The 17,586-nt window shown below is 43.7% G+C and carries 16 protein-coding genes; 6 read left to right on the forward strand and 10 right to left on the reverse strand.

Annotation, left to right across the window (positions count from 1 at the left end; all coding sequences use genetic code 11):
• Both ACTS60_RS02260 and ACTS60_RS02265 read left to right on the forward strand, forming a co-directional pair.
• Positions 1-442 (forward strand): flagellin (locus ACTS60_RS02260; protein ID WP_440886968.1); only part of this gene is annotated, 442 nt, incomplete at its 5' end.
• 113 nt (positions 443-555) lie between these two features.
• Entirely contained in the window at positions 556-1,680 is a 1,125-nt protein-coding gene (locus ACTS60_RS02265; RefSeq protein WP_440886969.1) for a flagellin, read from the forward strand.
• 98 nt (positions 1,681-1,778) lie between these two features.
• Here ACTS60_RS02265 and crr read toward each other — a convergent pair whose 3' ends face one another.
• The 5 genes from crr to cysZ form a co-directional block, all read right to left on the reverse strand.
• A complete protein-coding gene (gene crr / locus ACTS60_RS02270; RefSeq protein ID WP_005425608.1) occupies positions 1,779-2,288 on the reverse strand; it encodes a PTS glucose transporter subunit IIA in 510 nt (169 codons plus the stop codon).
• 105 nt (positions 2,289-2,393) lie between these two features.
• Entirely contained in the window at positions 2,394-4,118 is a 1,725-nt protein-coding gene (gene ptsI / locus ACTS60_RS02275) for a phosphoenolpyruvate-protein phosphotransferase PtsI (protein ID WP_440886970.1), read from the reverse strand.
• Between the two features lie 139 nt (positions 4,119-4,257).
• The gene (locus tag ACTS60_RS02280; protein WP_005436894.1) at positions 4,258-4,515 is read right to left on the reverse strand and encodes an HPr family phosphocarrier protein; all 258 of its coding nucleotides are present in this window, start codon (positions 4,513-4,515) and stop codon (positions 4,258-4,260) included.
• A 298-nt stretch (positions 4,516-4,813) separates the two neighbouring features.
• Positions 4,814-5,782, reverse strand: coding sequence for a cysteine synthase A (gene cysK, locus ACTS60_RS02285; RefSeq protein ID WP_440886971.1), 969 nt, complete (start codon positions 5,780-5,782; stop codon positions 4,814-4,816).
• 165 nt (positions 5,783-5,947) lie between these two features.
• Complete coding sequence (gene cysZ, locus ACTS60_RS02290; RefSeq protein ID WP_440886972.1) at positions 5,948-6,685, reverse strand: sulfate transporter CysZ; 738 nt, start codon at positions 6,683-6,685, stop codon at positions 5,948-5,950.
• A gap of 290 nt (positions 6,686-6,975) precedes the next feature.
• On the opposite strand from cysZ, the gene zipA reads away from it, so the two are divergent.
• The 4 genes from zipA to ACTS60_RS02310 all read left to right on the forward strand — a co-directional run bounded on the left by zipA (position 6,976) and on the right by ACTS60_RS02310 (position 12,332).
• On the forward strand, positions 6,976-7,932 hold the full coding sequence (gene zipA, locus ACTS60_RS02295) for a cell division protein ZipA (RefSeq protein ID WP_440886973.1): 957 nt from the start codon (positions 6,976-6,978) through the stop codon (positions 7,930-7,932).
• Between the two features lie 88 nt (positions 7,933-8,020).
• Positions 8,021-10,033, forward strand: a complete 2,013-nt coding sequence (ligA, locus tag ACTS60_RS02300) for an NAD-dependent DNA ligase LigA (RefSeq protein ID WP_440886974.1) — start codon at positions 8,021-8,023, stop codon at positions 10,031-10,033.
• A gap of 511 nt (positions 10,034-10,544) precedes the next feature.
• Positions 10,545-11,897 (forward strand): OprD family outer membrane porin, encoded by a 1,353-nt coding sequence (locus tag ACTS60_RS02305; protein WP_282065951.1) that lies wholly within the window; start codon positions 10,545-10,547, stop codon positions 11,895-11,897.
• Positions 11,898-11,966: 69 nt separating this feature from the next.
• Positions 11,967-12,332 (forward strand): DUF2799 domain-containing protein, encoded by a 366-nt coding sequence (locus tag ACTS60_RS02310; protein ID WP_440886975.1) that lies wholly within the window; start codon positions 11,967-11,969, stop codon positions 12,330-12,332.
• A 559-nt stretch (positions 12,333-12,891) separates the two neighbouring features.
• Here ACTS60_RS02310 and ACTS60_RS02315 read toward each other — a convergent pair.
• The 5 genes from ACTS60_RS02315 to ACTS60_RS02335 form a co-directional block, all read right to left on the reverse strand.
• Positions 12,892-13,353: an NfeD family protein gene (locus ACTS60_RS02315; protein WP_440886976.1), complete on the reverse strand. Its 462-nt coding sequence runs from the start codon at positions 13,351-13,353 to the stop codon at positions 12,892-12,894.
• 9 nt (positions 13,354-13,362) lie between these two features.
• On the reverse strand, positions 13,363-14,277 hold the full coding sequence (locus tag ACTS60_RS02320) for an SPFH domain-containing protein (RefSeq protein ID WP_440886977.1): 915 nt from the start codon (positions 14,275-14,277) through the stop codon (positions 13,363-13,365).
• A gap of 156 nt (positions 14,278-14,433) precedes the next feature.
• Positions 14,434-15,288 (reverse strand): co-chaperone YbbN, encoded by an 855-nt coding sequence (locus ACTS60_RS02325; RefSeq protein WP_440886978.1) that lies wholly within the window; start codon positions 15,286-15,288, stop codon positions 14,434-14,436.
• Positions 15,289-15,743: 455 nt separating this feature from the next.
• Positions 15,744-16,571: an SDR family oxidoreductase gene (locus tag ACTS60_RS02330; protein WP_440886979.1), complete on the reverse strand. Its 828-nt coding sequence runs from the start codon at positions 16,569-16,571 to the stop codon at positions 15,744-15,746.
• A 37-nt stretch (positions 16,572-16,608) separates the two neighbouring features.
• Complete coding sequence (locus ACTS60_RS02335) at positions 16,609-17,526, reverse strand: TIGR01777 family oxidoreductase (protein WP_440887013.1); 918 nt, start codon at positions 17,524-17,526, stop codon at positions 16,609-16,611.
• Between the last annotated feature and the right edge of the window lie 60 nt (positions 17,527-17,586).

Below are 17,586 nucleotides of genomic sequence, written 5' to 3' on the forward strand. Positions count from 1 at the left end.
CCTAGTAAAAGCATCTGTAGGTGAAGACGGTAAGCTACAAGTATTTGCGGGTAACAACAAAGTTGACGGCGAAGTGTCATTCTCTGGTGGTCTAGCTGGTGAGCTAAGCTTAGGTGAAGCTAAAGCAGTAACCGTAGATACTATTGACGTAACATCGGTTGCAGGCGCACAAGAGTCGGTAGCTATTGTTGACGCGGCACTGAAATACGTAGACAGCCACCGTGCAGAGCTAGGTGCTTTCCAAAACCGTTTCAACCATGCAATCAGCAACTTGGATAACATTAACGAGAACGTGAATGCATCGAAGAGCCGTATCAAAGATACAGACTTCGCGAAAGAAACGACTCAAATGACCAAGTCACAAATTCTATCGCAAGCGTCAAGTTCAATTCTTGCGCAAGCAAAACAAGCGCCAAACTCAGCGCTAAGCCTACTAGGTTAATCAACCTAATACGACGCGATACAAAAGCCAGGCTAACCCCTGGCTTTTTGCTTATTCAAATCACGCATTAAGTACACTGTACAGGACGGGAACAAGGAGTTCGTATCGATTAGATGGTCTCTTTAAATACCAATGTCACTGCGATGATGACGCAGCGACACCTCGGTCACGCAGCTGAGCAAAACATAGAATCACAGCGCAATCTTACCTCGGGTTATCGGATTAACTCCGCCAGTGATGACGCTGCTGGTCTACAGATATCCAATACTCTTAATGTTCAAACAAGAGGGCTTGATGTCGCCTTGAGAAATGCGCACGACGCATATTCGGTGGCACAAACCGCTGAGGGGGCTTTGCATGAGAGTAGCGATATATTGCAACGCTTACGCTCTCTGGGGCTGCAAGCAGCAAACGGCAGTAATGATTCAAGTGACCGGCAAAGTATTCAATACGAGGTCGTAGCGCTGCAAGATGAGCTTGATCGTGTCGCGATCACGACGACATTTGCAGATAAAAACCTGTTTGATGGTTCTTACGGCTCGCAAGGCTTCCATATTGGTGCGAATGCCAACTCTATCTCTCTGACACTGCGAAATATGCGCAGTCACATCCCGGAGATGGGAGGGCAGCATTATATCGGTGATGCAGTCGAGAAAGATTGGCAAGTCTCCAAAGGTAATCAAACTCTCAAGTTTGAATACCAAGACAGCGAAGGGCAAACCCAAACAGAATCTATTAGGCTCAAACTAGGAGACCGCATCGAGCAAGTGGCCACTTACATCAATGCGCAGCAATCGATAGTGAGTGCCTCAGTGACTGAAAACAACGAACTGCAATTCTTTTCCTCGACGCTGAATGCGCCAGAAGGTGTGGAACTAAAGGGCAGTTTAGTGGATGAGCTCGATGTTACTGCTGGTGGTTTAGTCACAATGGACGACATCGATATGTCGACTGTCGGCGGAGCACAGCTTTCGGTTGGCGTGATTGATGCGGCAATTAAGTACGTTGACTCGCATCGAAGTGAAATAGGCGGCTTTCAAAACTGGGTTAGTGGCACTATGGACAACCTCAATACCGTCAATCGCAGTGTGACTGAATCAAAAGGGCGGATACGAGATACTGACTTTGCTCGAGAATCGACAGAGATGGTACGTTCACAAGTGCTGCAAGATGCGACTACCGCTCTGTTAGCGCAAGCAAAGCAGAGACCGAGCTCGGCACTTGGTTTACTCAGTTGAACGAGGTTCAGCGATAGAAATCGTTCGGAAGTAAAAGTTTCAGGTAATAAAAAACGCTGCCGTTGGCAGCGTTTTTTTCGTGTTAGGTTAAGTAATAATTACTTAGTTACACGTAGAACTGGAGTTTCACCAACAGTTACAGAACCAGAAAGCTTGTTCAGCTCTTTGATTTCGTCCATGTTAGAGATAACAACTGGAGTTAGCGTTGATTTCGCTTTCTCTTCAAGAAGAGCTAGATCGAATTCAATTACAGTGTCGCCAGCTTTAACAGTTTGACCTTCTTCAGCGATACGCTTGAAGCCTTCGCCTTTAAGTTCAACAGTATCGATACCAAAGTGAACGAATAGCTCAACACCGTCGTCAGACTCGATAGAGAACGCGTGGTTCGTTTCGAAGATCTTACCGATAGTACCGTTTACAGGAGCTACCATTTTGTTACCAGCAGGTTTGATAGCAATACCATCACCAACGATTTTCTCAGCGAAAACAACATCTGGCACATCTTCGATGTTCACGATTTCACCAGAAAGTGGTGCGATGATTTCGATTGCACCTGCGTCAGCGCTGTCGTCAGATACTAGCTTCTTAAGTTTGTCAAACAGACCCATTGTGTCATGCTCCTAACGTTTTATTTAATTCTGTCGAATTATAGTATACCAATCTTACGAGATAGACGACTTTTTTTAACCGTCTATCTCATTGGAATTAGTTGATTATTGAGTTTTCTCAGCAATGAACTTTTCTACAACTGCTTCGATTTCCGCCGCTGTTGGTAGAGAAAGTGCTTCTTCAGCCATTGCTTTCACTTCTGCGAAGTTAGAGTTACGGATAACTTTCTTCACTTTAGGGATAGAGATACCGCTCATTGAGAACTCGTCTAGACCCATACCTAGAAGTAGAAGTGTTGCACGCTCATCACCTGCTAGCTCACCACACATACCAGTCCACTTACCTTCAGCGTGAGAAGCGTCGATAACTTGCTTGATCACGGTAAGTACTGCTGGTGATAGTGGGTTGTATAGGTGAGAAATCATCTCGTTACCACGGTCAACTGCTAGTGTGTACTGAGTTAGGTCATTTGTACCGATAGAGAAGAAAGCAACTTCCTTCGCTAGGTGGTGCGCGATAGCTGCTGCTGCAGGAGTCTCAACCATTACACCGATTTCGATGCTTTCGTCGAATGCATGACCTTCAGCACGTAGTTCTGCTTTGTACTCTTCGATCGCTTTCTTAAGCTCACGGATTTCTTCAACAGAGATGATCATTGGGAACATGATACGCAGTTTACCGTGTGCAGATGCACGTAGGATACCACGCAGCTGGTCACGTAGGATTTCACGACGATCTAAGCTGATACGTACTGCACGCCAGCCTAGGAACGGGTTCATCTCTTTTGGAAGATCCATGTATGGAAGATCTTTGTCGCCGCCGATATCCATAGTACGGATGATCACAGACTCACCGTTCATTGCTTCAGCAACTTCTTTGTAAGCTTGGTATTGCTCTTCTTCAGTTGGAAGTGCATCACGGTCCATGAACAGGAATTCAGTACGGTACAGACCAACGCCTTCACCACCGTTACGGATGATGCCGTCACAGTCTTTAACAGTACCGATGTTACCGCAAACTTCAACGCGGTGACCGTCAGTTGTCTCTGCGTGTAGGTCTTTTAGCTTCGCTAGCTCTTCTTTTTCAGCGATGAATGCAGCTTTAACTGCTTTCGCTTCTTCTAGTTCAGCATCAGATGGGTTGATAACGATCTTGTTGTTCATCGCATCAAGAATCAGCATATCGCCGTTCTTAACTTGTTTAGTGATGTCGTTAGTACCAACGATAGCTGGAAGTTCTAGTGAACGAGCCATGATTGAAGTGTGAGAAGTACGACCACCGATATCACAAGCAAAACCAAGAACGTAGTCTAGGTTGATTTGTGCAGTTTCAGAAGGTGTTAGGTCGTAAGCTACTAGGATAACTTCTTCATTGATGTCGCTTAGCGAAACAATGTTGATGCCTAGAGCGTTCTTAACAAAACGAGAACCGATATCGCGAATATCAGTAGCACGTTCTTTTAGGTATTCGTCGTCTAGAGACTCAAGAGCACATGCTTGCTCTTCGATCACAGAGTGAATAGCGTGATCAGCAGTCATCTTGTCGTTTTTGATAAGTGCTAGGATTTCCTCTTCTAGCTCTTCGTCTTCAAGAAGCATAATGTGACCTTCAAAGATCGCTTCTTTTTCTTCGCCGAAAGTTTCAAGCGCTTTTTGCTTGATAGTTTCTAGCTGAGCAGCAGATTTGTTACGTGCGTCAAAAAAACGTGCAACTTCTGCTTCTACTTGATCGTCAGAAATAGTGTTTGTGTTTAGGACAATTTCATCTTCTTGAAGTAGTAGTGCTTTACCGATTGCAATACCAGGAGATGCTAGGATGCCTGAAATCATAGCCTTACCTTAAGTTGGTCAACTTTATAAAACGGGAGAATAATGGGTGCGCTAACGAATAGTATTAGCTTAGTTTTGAGCCTATTTCCAACGAAGCCATTTTGTTTTCACAAAATGGCTTCTGAAATAGGAGACCGAATTAGTGTAGTTGGTCCATTAGAGCAACTAGGTGGTCAACTGCTTGCTGAGCTTGTGGGCCTTCAGCAGAGATAGTTACTAGAGTACCTTTTACTAGGCCTAGTGTTTGCAGCTTGAATAGGCTCTTAGCGCTAGCGCTTTTACCGTTAGAAGTCACAGTGATGTCCGCGTCGAATGCTTTAGCTTCTTTAACGAACTGTGCAGCTGGACGAGTGTGAAGACCGTTTTCTGCTGTGATTTCTACTTGCTTCTCGTACATGTGATATACCCCAATAAATGTATTTTTTTGTTAGTTTGTGACTGAGCTTTAGCTTAACTGCTTTGCATCTTGTGCGCTAGCACGGGAGAGTTCAAAGCGTGTCAGAACTGATACTAGTCAAAAGTTTGGTCACTACGCAACTGTTTGCTTGCGTAATCACTTAGAAACCTTTTTGGTTTAGATTCTTTATTTTGAACCTAAAAATAAAACACCCTGATATTACCAAAGGTGAGGCAGGGATCAACAAAAAAGCCCCTGAACGGGGCTTTTTTAAACGAAAAATTGATTTGACCACATATTACTGTTGGTTCTCTTTCTCAGTAAAGATGCCTGCAAATAGAGCTGTACTTAGGTAACGTTCACCAGAGCTTGGTAGAACTGTTACAATGGTTTTTCCTTCAAATTCAGGTAGTTCTGCGAGGCGGTTAGCTGCTACTACTGCTGCGCCTGATGAGATGCCCGCCAGGATGCCTTCCTCTTCCATTAGGCGACGAGCCATCTCAATCGCTTCTTCAGAAGTCACTTGTTCAACACGGTCAACAAGTTCCAAATCTAAGTTACCTGGGATGAAACCTGCACCGATACCTTGGATTTTATGTGGCGCTGGTTGGATTTCTTCGCCTGCTAGTGCTTGTGCAATCACTGGTGATTCTGCTGGTTCAACGGCTACAGAAGTGATTGCTTTACCTTTCTCGCCTTTGATGAAACGACTTGTACCAGTGATAGTACCGCCTGTACCTACGCCCGCTACGAATACGTCGATTTCACCATCTGTTGCTTCCCAAATTTCAGGACCTGTTGTCTTCTCGTGAATTTCTGGGTTAGCTGGGTTGTTGAACTGTTGTAGAAGAAGGTATTTGTCTGGATTGCTTGCGACGATCTCTTCTGCTTTCGCAATCGCACCTTTCATGCCTTTCGCAGCTTCTGTTAGTTCTAGGTTTGCCCCCAGTGCTTTAAGAAGCTTACGACGCTCAAGACTCATTGACTCTGGCATAGTTAGCGTTAGCTTGTAACCGCGAGCGGCTGCTACGAATGCAAGCGCAATGCCTGTGTTACCACTGGTCGGTTCTACTAGCTCTACACCCGGCTTAAGCGTGCCAGCTTTTTCCGCTTCCCAAATCATGTTGGCACCAATACGGCACTTAACGCTGAAGCTTGGGTTACGTGCTTCGATTTTCGCTAGAACTTTGCCTTTGCTCACTTTATTAAGGCGAACTAGAGGAGTGTTACCAATAGTAAGAGAGTTGTCTTCGTAGATCTTGCTCATAGTGATGTTCCTTCATTACACGTTTTGTGAATATGGGTAAAAGAATATGCGGTATGAAAAAAAGGGAAAAGGATTAAAAAGTTATATCTTATGAGGTTGGTCGAGAATTGAACAAAATTAAAGGGGAGGCATGTGGAGCCTCCCCTAATGGGATGAAAACGCGCGTTATTGTTGATGCTTAAACTCGGTGACCCACATGGCGGTAGCACCGCAAACAGCTACAGGCATGACAATTAGGTTCAAAATTGGAATGGTTGTAAATACAGAGACCAGCACTCCAAAGCCATACGCTTTACCTTGTTTTTGTTTCAATTTGTAACGCATTTCATTGAAAGGGACTTTGTGGTTATCAAATGGGTAATCACAATATTGAATTGCTAGCATCCATGCGGTGAAAATGAACCATAAGAAAGGACCAATTGTTTGACCTAACGCAGGGATTAATAGCAATAGGAACAAGCCAATTGCTTTCGGCAATACATAAAGGAATTTACGCCATTCACGAGCCATTACTCGAGGCACATCTTTGATAACGGCTGCAACACCATCATCATTGATTTTTTGCCCGGTTAAAGACTCTTCTACTTTTTCAGCAAGCAAACCATTAAAAGGCGCTGCGATAAAATTAGCTAGGGTACTAAAGAAATATGAAAACGTGGCCAGAATGGTTAGTGCTAATAGTGGCCATAAAACATACGTAAGCCAAGACAAGAACTCGGGCAGCTGTCCAATCCAGCTCTCTATCCATAGATTCAAATTAGAAAACAAATATAAAATAGCGCTACCAACCAACAAAATATTTGCCATTAGCGGCAATACTACAAATCTTCTCAGTTGGGGAGAGAGGGCGAGTCTAAGTCCATAGTAAAAATACCCAAATCCACTACGCTGTTTTTTATCCACTGACTAATTGCCTCTTGTAATAACGGTCAAGCCCCCATTGTAACCACCTAGTTGGCAACTGCAATCTCGTTGCTTGCTCAAGCGGCTCTTTGTTTTAAAAGTGATAAACATGGCTGAGGATTAATTTTCGTGGCAAAAATCACAACAAAAAAGGGAACTTCTTGCATTAAGTTGTTCTAAACCAGCATACAGTTTTGGTAAAGTACATCTAACTATAGAATTTTTGGCGCTTAGCGTGACTGCTTCAGGATACTCAAAAGCAGTTTTACTAAGGATATTGAGAGTAAATAATGCAGGAATTGCGATTCGTACTCATCGTTGTTGGTGGTTTAGCCATAGCAGCGTTGTTGTTCCATGGTTTGTGGACAAGTAAAAAAGAAGGTAAAGCCAAATTCGGGGATAAACCATTAGGCAAGCTCGATACAGATCCTGAGGACGAGCTTAGCTTAGCTGATCGTGAGTTTGCTCCAGCGCCTGAAGATGATTTTGAAATTATCCGTAAAGATAGAAAAGAACCGGATTTTGGTAGCAACGATCCTTTTGAAAAAAATATCGAATCGGACCCTTTGATTAATCACGATCCTCTTATTGATGATGTTCCAGATGTGGAGCCTGTGAAAAAACCTTTCGCTAATGTAGAGCAAGAGAATGATTTACCAGCGTTTAGTGCAGTCACTGATGAAGAAGTCCAGATCGAGGCGCCAGTTGTTCAGCATAAAGAGACTCCAAAGGAACCGCTTGAAAGTACCCTCGTAGAAGAGACGGAGGAGTTAGAGCAGCCAGAAGAGATTGCTCCAAATATTGTTGAAGAGCCGAAGCCAGAACCAGAGGTGCAGGTGATTATATTGAATGTGCATTGTGCCGGTGAAGAACCATTTGTCGGTACTAAGCTATTTGACAGCCTTCAGCAAAATGGTTTGATCTACGGTGAAATGAATATCTTCCATCGTCATGTGGACTTGTCTGGTAACGGTAAAGTGCTATTCAGTGTCGCAAACATGATGCACCCGGGCACATTAGAACATGGTGACCCAGCAGAGTTTTCAACGAAGGGCATTTCCTTCTTTATGACGCTACCTTGCTATGGTGAAGCAGACCAGAACTTCAACCTTATGCTGCGTATTGCACAACAAGTTGCGGACGATATGGGCGGCAACGTATTGGATGATCAACGTAACCTAATGACACCAGATCGATTAGCTTCATATCGACGTCAAATAGTTGAGTTTAATGCTGCTAACGCATAATCTTAACACCAAATAATGATAGGGCTCCGTTAGGGGCCCTTTTTCTTAGTTTCCCAACCTCATAAATGAATATACACGAGGCTTTAATATGTCTGAATCAGTACATCAGCGACTAGAAGAGCTAAAAGAGTCGTTGCATTACCACGCGGTTCGTTACTACGTGGAAGATAACCCAGAGATTCCAGATGCAGAATACGACCGTATGATGCGCGAACTTATGGATATTGAAGCCGAGCACCCTGATCTCATTTCAGTTGACTCCCCAAGCCAGCGTGTAGGCGGTAAGCCGCTGTCTGAGTTTAGCCAAGTGACACATGAAGTGCCGATGCTATCACTGGATAACGCTTTCGATGATGGTGAACTTGATGGTTTTCATAAGCGTGCTCAAGATCGAGTACCTGGGAAACTGATCAAACAGTACTGTTGTGAACCAAAGCTCGATGGCTTAGCGGTAAGCTTGCTTTACGAAAACGGTTTACTTGTTCAAGCTGCAACTCGTGGTGACGGTGCGACTGGTGAAAACATCACTGAGAACGTACGTACCATTAGTGCTATTCCGCTGAAGTTACAAGGCAATGATTGGCCGAATCGTCTTGAAGTTCGTGGTGAAGTTTTCATGCCGAAAGCCGGCTTTGACAAACTTAACGAGACCGCTCGTAAAAAAGGCGAGAAAGTGTTTGTTAACCCACGTAATGCGGCTGCAGGTAGTTTACGTCAGTTAGATTCACGCATTACCGCTTCACGACCATTGAGCTTTTATGCGTACAGTGTTGGCGTTGTTGAGGGCGCTACGCTTGCCAACAGCCACTATGAGCGATTCTTGCAAATCAAATCTTGGGGCTTACCAATGTGCCCTGAAACCAAACGTGTAGATAGCTTGGAAGAAGTGAAAGCCTACTATCAAGATATTCTGACTCGTCGTGAAGCATTAGCTTATGAAATCGACGGTGTCGTAATAAAAGTTGATGACATTGCGATTCAAGAGCGATTGGGCTTTGTTGCTCGCGCTCCTCGTTGGGCCATCGCATATAAATTCCCAGCTCAAGAAGAAATTACCACGCTAAATGATGTGGAGTTCCAAGTAGGTCGTACTGGTGCGATTACGCCAGTAGCAAAGCTTGAGCCAGTATTTGTTGGTGGTGTCACAGTAAGTAATGCAACGCTTCATAACGCAGACGAAATTGAACGTTTGCAAGTAATGATCGGTGACCAAGTCGTCATACGTCGTGCTGGTGATGTGATCCCACAAGTTGTCTCTGTTATTAAAGAGCGTCGTCCAGAAATGGCTCGTGAGATCTTGTTCCCGAATGCGTGTCCGGTATGTGGTTCTCATGTTGAACGTATTGAGGGTGAAGCGGTAACGCGTTGTACGGGGGGGTTAGTGTGTCAGGCTCAACGTAAAGAAGCGTTAAAACACTTTGTTTCTCGTAAGGCGCTAGATGTAGACGGACTAGGTGAGAAGGTCATTGAGCAACTGGTTGATCGTGAGATGGTCGAAACACCTGCTGACCTGTTCAAGCTTTCTGCGGGTGTATTGACGGTACTAGAGCGTATGGGACCAAAATCGGCAACCAATGTTGTTAATGCTCTTGAGAAATCAAAACTAACAACATTACCGCGCTTCTTGTACTCGCTAGGTATTCGTGAGGTAGGGGAGGCGACTGCTGCCAACCTAGCGCAACACTTCAAGTCACTGGAATTGATCCAGGCAGCAACAGAAGAACAGTTAATTGAAGTTCAAGATATTGGCGTTATTGTTGCCAAACACATCACGACCTTCTTTGGTGAAGAGAAAAACCAGGTTGTAGTACAGGATTTGTTGAATCAAGGCATTAATTGGCCTGAGATTGCCGCTCCGCAAGAAGGTGTTGAGTTACCGTTAGAAGGAAAAATTGTTGTATTGACGGGCACGCTTTCTCAGTTGGGACGTTCTGAAGCGAAAGAAGCGCTGCAGAATTTAGGTGCGAAAGTTACCGGTAGTGTCTCGAAGAAAACAGACATTCTGTTCGCCGGTGAGAATGCTGGCTCTAAGCTAGCGAAAGCTCAGGAGTTGGGTGTTGAGGTTAAAACCGAGCAAGACTTGCTCAATCTGATGAAATAACCCAACTAAAAAAACATAAATTCACTTCTAAAAGCCCGAAACTGTGTAAGTTTTGGGCTTTTTGTTTGCGCGTAATAAGTCATTCATTAGTACTGGTTTACCCCCCATTTTTTATTCAGTGATCAATGTCTCTCCTTTAAATATTGAACAAATGTCCCACGCTGGCATGCGACGCACTTCAAATTAAAAAACAAGTCGTAACGACAAGCTATTGTTATTTATAAGATTATTGTTATTTACTTCCTTGAGCTGCAAAAATAAGATCTAGATCAACAACTTAGATGGAACTTTGGCGTGGCTCATATTTTTTTAGAAAAAAAATAAGTTCTGTTTGGATGTTTTTAGGTGCGAAGTTAGTCTTATAGCCATGGATACACGGTGTGTATGCAGGAACTAAAAAAAACCAAATTAGAAATGATTAGGTTTACTCAGGAAATTGACTTCTTGCCTTCGGCGGCCAACTAAAGGTGAGAAAACAAATACAGCTATATCCATTTTTAGGAGTTTTTCCATGGACAAATTTTTTAAGGTATCTGCGATCACAGCTGCAATGGTTGGTGCGATGGCAGCAACGCCAGCAATGGCTAACCAGGATAATGTAGGCCCAGGTTACACTGGTGCAGTGTCAGAGTTCTTTGCTGAATCTACAATCAGCGGTAACTTTAACATGTGGATGCGTGCTCGTGACCGTGCAGGCACTGATGCAAATGGTAACGACACAGATAAAGAGACTAACCTAAACCACGGTAGTATGTTCATCAACCTTGGTTTTAACTCTGGTTATGTTGCAGATGTTGTGGGTGCTGACTTTGTAATCTACAGCACATGGGATATGTGGAATGATTCAGTAGGTGCTGGTCATGAAATGAACTTCCTAGACTGTGATGGCCCACGTGACACTGGTTGTTGGTCTAACCTTGAGAAAGGTGGCGTGTCTTTCGCAACGGCTGCAGCTAAATTTAAGTTTGGTGAAAGCGGTACTGCTAAACTAGGTTACTTCCAACCTTCTGTACCTAGTGCGCTAGGTGTTAACTGGTCATTTGCTCCTGGTACATACCGTGGTGGTGAGATCGGTGGCAAGATTGCTGGTATCGATCTTGGTCTTGTAATCGCTGACGAATACAAAGCTCCATGGTACAAAGAAACTGATGCTTTCTTAGGTGTTGATGGCGGCGATGAAGTTCTTTACTCATTCGGTGCGCGTTACACGCTAGACAACGGCATTAGCCTAGATGGTGCTTACGGTAAACTGGACGAGCGTGCAATGGCTCACCTAAAAGTTAAAGGCACAACAGATGGCGGTATCTACTGGTCTCCTCAACTTTACTACATCAATGATGACAACCAATATGTAGACGGTGATACTGGTTTCCAATTCGCGTTCTTGTCTAGCTACGCTTCAGGTCCATACTCTTTCCGTGCAGAAGCAACGTACACTATGGCTGAAGAAGATGGCAACTGGTTTGCTTACCGTCCAACAGCTGGCTACGGCGGCTCAAACGGTGCATACGAAATCTGGTGGAACAACCGTTCAGACTTTAACCACCATGAAGAGCTAGCGTTCTTCGGTTCTGTATCTCGTGACTTCTCTGATATCGGTGGTACAGGTTTCAGTGCTGGTATTAGTGGTGCATACGGCTTTGGTTCTTCGGTAGAAGGCTACGATGACCTATCAGAATACGCATACAGCCTATTCGCGAACTACGCAATCCAAAATGGTGCTCTAAAAGATGCAGCAGTTAGCTTCCACTACACTAACTACTACAACGACACTAACGCACCTAGCTGGAACGGTTACGCTAACTTGTTCCAAGACGAGACAGACTTCAAGTTGATTGTTGCTATTCCATTCAACGTGAAATAATTGAATTGTCTTAAGTAATCGCTGTCTAAAAGCTGGGCCTTGCCCAGCTTTTTTATTTTGGGAGGTATGATGAGAAACACTGTTTTAGCGTTGATGTCCGCCGTGCTTTTATCTGCATGTGCAACCCAGCCAAAGACGGCTGAAGAGTTTTGGTTTGGTCAAGGTGAGCGATTTGGCTCAAATGGTTACCAACTTGAAAATAGCCATTTAGATAAAATTAAAGAGAAAGTGCCTTTTGAACAACAAGCCTATATTGATGGCTATAAAAAAGGAAAATTAAACTATTGTGACCCAAACCATGCCTTTGAAAAAGGAATTCAAGGTAAGCGCTACGAAGGTCAATGTGACGACTACCCAGATCCAGTAAGAGTGAGAGCGGAATGGCAAAGAGGCTGGGATGCTTTTATTGGTATGGATTTTTACCAACACAGATAAATAGAAAGGTTAGGTGTATGGCCACCTAACCTTTAATATTTTATTATGATGTATATTTACCACCAAACATTGAACACATATGGCGTGGAATATATTCAACGTTGCCGCTCTTATATGTGCACTTAACTGCATTACCAAACGCTTTCCCCGCATTACCGTTGGCTCCACTTGCACTCGCAGTGATCGGTGCGATCGATAACATTGCAATAAATAAAACTGTCAAAATTCTCATAGTACATCCTCTTACTTACCAAAAATATAAGCATCAAAGTGAAATGCTCATGCGTTAAGTATGTATAGAGACCAAGAAAGATCAAAAATTAATTCAACAGCGTTTTATTTTTTAAAATAAATTTAGATTACGAAAAAGGAAATATATTTTCCTATGTATCTGAATTATTAAACTCGAATGATTGAATGTTAAATAGAATGGATAGAATGCTAATAATAGCTCTATTACTTAATTTCTATTGATAATTTAAATAAGTCAATGAAATAAAAGAAGTAGTTGAAAGGAATATAAAATAGGGTGCTTTACACCCTATTATTTTGGCACAAATCAGCGAGAAACTGGTTTTATCTTAAGAATAATACCTTCGATAGCCACAATTTCGACGCGTGTCCCTGCTGGTAAATCGTGCTCACATTCTGCTGACCACGTGGTATCTGCAACTCTTAGGCGGTTTATGCCGACAGTGAAGTCTTCCTCTAGTGTGACAATGTTGCCGATTAATTGTTTGTGCTTTTGATTGAGATCTCGGGATTGATCGCCTTTGCGATCTTTTGACCACTGTTTTCTCCACCATAGCCACGTTGTCACTAAGCTAAAAGTAGCAAATGCGATCCATTGCATCTGCCAGCTGATAGGTAAGAAAGACATGATGACTCCAACTATTAGTGCGGAAATACCTAGCCAAAGAAAGTAGCCAGCTGTTCCTAATAGCTCCACAGCAAGTAATAGCAAGCCAATTGCAATCCAGTGCCAAAAGGTCACATTATCCAGGATAGTAAACAGATCCATAAGCAGACCTTACTCTTTACTTTGTTTGAACATTTCTGCGATACCCGCTACTGAGCCCATTAGCCCTGTAGCTTCAAGTGGCAGCATAATGATCTTACCATTCTCTGCTTGGCCAATACTCTTCAAGGCTTCAGTATAACCTTGGGCAATAAAGTAATTAACAGCTTGAACGTCGCCTTTCGCAATGGCTTCCGATACCATATAGGTTGCTTTGGCTTCTGCTTGAGCTGCACGTTCGCGAGCCTCTGCATGTAAAATAGCAGACTGTTTTTCACCTTCCGCTTTTAGGATTTCTGATTGCTTCTGGCCTTCTGCTCGTAAGATTTCTGCCTGACGTACACCTTCCGCTTCCAATATCTCGGCACGTTTATTACGCTCCGCTTTCATTTGAGCATTCATAGCAGCGGTTAGATCGGCTGGTGGCTGAACGTCTTTAATTTCGATACGAGTAACTTTTACGCCCCAAGGGTTTGTGGCTTGGTCAACAATAGATAGAAGCTTAGTGTTGATCATGTCACGTTGACTAAGCATCTCATCAAGTTCCATGGAGCCAAGCACGGTACGAATGTTAGTAAGCGTTAGATTACGGATCGCGTGTTCTAGATCGTTGACTTCATACGCTGCCTTTGCGGCATCGATGACCTGAACAAACCCAACAGCATCTATGACGACATTGGCATTGTCTTTGGAAATGACTTCTTGAGCGGGAATGTCTAAAACACGCTCCATCATATTGATCTTCTGCCCAATTCTATCAATGAATGGAATGATCAAATTTAGACCAGGTTTCAGCGTATGGGTGTAGCGTCCAAAGCGTTCAACCGTCCAGTTATTGCCTTGCGGAACGGTTTTGATTGCCGATGCGAGGATGATGACCGCTAGAGCAACGAAAATACCGATGGTGATCAATGAATCAATTGGCATGTGTTATTCCCTTAAGTGCATAATATTTAATCCATTCTTACCTATTTAGCTTTATTAAACAATCGTAGAATTGAGAAGTTTAATAAATTTTAGGCAAAACAAAGGCCGGATTAACCCGACCTTTTTATATGCTAATTCATCATGTTCGTACTTTTATCAGTATAGAACCGAGTAAAGTTGACGGCGGTATTTGCTTGCTAATGCGTTGCCTTGGCCAAGTGCGCTCAAGATATCCATAAAGACTTTCTTCACTTCACCGTCTTGTGCACCAAGGTTGGCTTTGAGAATGTTCCACAGCAGCTCAAGTGCTTCTTCATCACGGCCGACTTGGTTGTATTGAACCGCAAGCTCGCACGCAAGTTCTAAATTGTCAGGGTTTGCAGCTAGCTCTTGTTCAAGGCGTTGAAGCTCTGGGCTATCTGCAGCTTGAAGGTGCAGGTCTAGTTTAGCAATCAAGCCCTTGTAGTAGTTGTCTTGGTATTCCAATGGAATCGCACTCAACAGCGTTTGTGCCAATTCAAACTGTTTGGTTTCCAGCAAACAATCTGCCATTGCCAGCTTCACGTCGCCGCGGTTTTGAAGCTCTTCCGATAGAGTTTGTAGGATCGTTAACGCCTGAGCATGCTCACCTTGCTGGAGAAGTTCACTGGCTTGCTTCAACTGCATTTCATCTTGGCTTGGTAAGTGCTTTTGCAGCATTGCCGTAATCGCGTCAATTGGCTGAGGACCACCCATCCCATCGACTGCTTGACCATTGATAAACAATGCGATGGTAGGTAGCACTTGCACGCCGAATTGCGAAGCAAGTGCAGGCTGCTGTTCACAGTTCAATAGAGCAAGGGTGAAAGCACCGTTGTATTGCTGAGCCAGCATTTGTAATTCAGGAATCACTTGTGCACTTTCTGGTTGAGCACTCGCCCAAAAGTGAATCAACACAGGCGTGTTCATTGATCCTTCAAGCGTTTCACGGAAGTTTTGTTCTGTTAACTCAACGATAAATGGGGATTGCATCAGAGTATCCTTGCTTTTTGTTTCTTGTCGTTGATTGTAGATATGGAGTTGATATTTGGGAAATTCAAGCGATAGAAAGGAAAAACGCTGCCGAAGCAGCGTATTCCTGATAGCAAGCGAAAGTGCTATTAAATTTGGCAAGTCCAGCACAGGTTAGAGGGTCTTGTTAGACGTTATAGTCGTGTGCTGGGTGTGGTATCAAAATAGGATGAATATGGTCAACACTACACCCACACTAAGCCAGTTAAGCTGATTTAATGTCATTATTGTCTCGCGAAAATACAAAACAGAAAGGGTGGCGATACCAAATCTAAAGTGAGTATCCACATCGCGTTCAGGCTCGATGGATGAAGATACTAACCTAGAAATTGATTCGAACATTGAGGTTTTCTTAACCTACATGCTCATAATGACATCACATTGTTACGGTAAAATTACATTGTGATAAAAAGTTTTTATGCTGCTTGTCGCAAAATTTTATCAAGAAGATGAGTTGGTAATAGGCGCTTTAAAACGGCAAAGACTTTGGTTGGTGTGGTGATTCGGTAGCGAATCTTTGGTTTATCACTGTTGAGTGCGTGAAGAACTGGCTCAATACAAGATTCAGCAGGAAGCACAAACTTGTTGTTGGATTTGTCGTTATCCAAACGTTGCTTTTGGCCTTCATAAGCTACTTTATGCGCGCTGCTTTCCACATCAATCCATTGTTCAAACGCTTTTAAGGCATTCTGTCTAAACTGAGTCTCAATCGGCCCTGGTTCGATCAATGCAACTTTGATGTTGGTGTCCATCAATTCCAAACGTAGGGTATCTGTCCAGCCTTCGAGTGCAAACTTAGAGGCGTTATAGGCGCCACGATACTTCATCGCCGCAAAGCCGAGTACGGAGCTGTTTTGGATGATGCGCCCTTCACCTTGCCGGCGCATATTTGGCAACACTTCTCTGACGAGTTGGTGCCAGCCGAAGAAGTTGGTTTGAAATTGTGCTTGAAGGGCCTCTGTTGGCAAATCTTCCAAAGCCCCCGGTTGGCCGTAAGCGCCATTGTTGAAGACGGCATAAAGTTTACCCTCAGATAGCTCGAGGGCTTGCGTGACGCCGGACGAAATACTCTCAGGATCATTCAGGTCCAGCTTAATACACGTTAAGCCTTCATCGGTTAAGCGTTTGATGTCTTGGTCTTGTCGACAGGAGGCAATGACGTGGAAGCCCTCTTTTTGCAAAGCATGGGCACATACATAACCAATGCCGGTGGAGCATCCGGTGATAAGAACTGACTTTTTCATAGTAAGGGGCTCACTGAGAGGTAGTGAGCCTTATGATTCAACAACTTCTGTCTTGAAGCAAGTTCTTGAGGGCTGGGGCAACTCTAGAGTAGCTAAACTTAAAGCCGAGTTCAGTTAACTTTTTGGGCTTGGCCCTCACGCTATCAAAAAGTAGGCAAGCAGATTCTCCCATGGCGAGTTCCATCGCCCACTTAGGAGAGCGCATGAAATGTGGGCGTTTTAAGGTCTTTGCTAATGTTTTACTAAAAATACTGTTAGTCACCGGATGCGGAGCACAGAGATTAAAGAGTCCATGAGCATGAGGTGTTTCCAATAAATACATTATCGCTCTAACCATGTCGAGTAAGTGTATCCATGGCATATACTGGTTGCCACTACCCAGTGGTCCGCCAACTCCAAAATTGTAGGGGGGGAGCATTTTTGCCAGTGCCCCACCATTTGTACCAAGTACGATACCGGTACGAAGAATACAAACTCTCGTCTGCTCAGATTCAGCATGTTTGGCGATTTGTTCCCATTTATCACAAACTTGATGGGTAAAACAGTTGCTATTTACATGCAAACCTTCATCAAAAGGATGATCCTGCTGATCGCCATAGTAACCGACTGCAGAGCCACTGATAAAGACAGAGGGAGGCTCGGTGCTGGCGTGAATCAGCTCAACAATGCGTTCAGTGATTTTCCACCTACTATTGCAGATCAGTTCTTTCTGCTGTTTGGTCCAGCGTTTCTCCGCAATGGGTTCTCCTGCTAGGTTAATGACAGCGTCAATATCATTGAGGTCTTCAATAGAGTTAAGAGAGTCTAGGTATTGAATATTTCCTACATCAGCATGGTGAAGACGCTGTTTTGCCTGTGCGGGGTTGCGAGTTAACAAAAGCACCTGATGAGTTGTAAGTAACTTCATCAATTCAGAACCAATAAAGCCAGTGCCGCCAGTAAGCAGTATCTTCATGGTATCCCTTTGAGTTAAAGACATATTTACTCATTATAGTCTTTTTTGATTGAGATGTTC

Source organism: Vibrio sp. WZ-1, assembly GCF_052037695.1.
Taxonomy (GTDB): Bacteria; Pseudomonadota; Gammaproteobacteria; order Enterobacterales; family Vibrionaceae; genus Vibrio.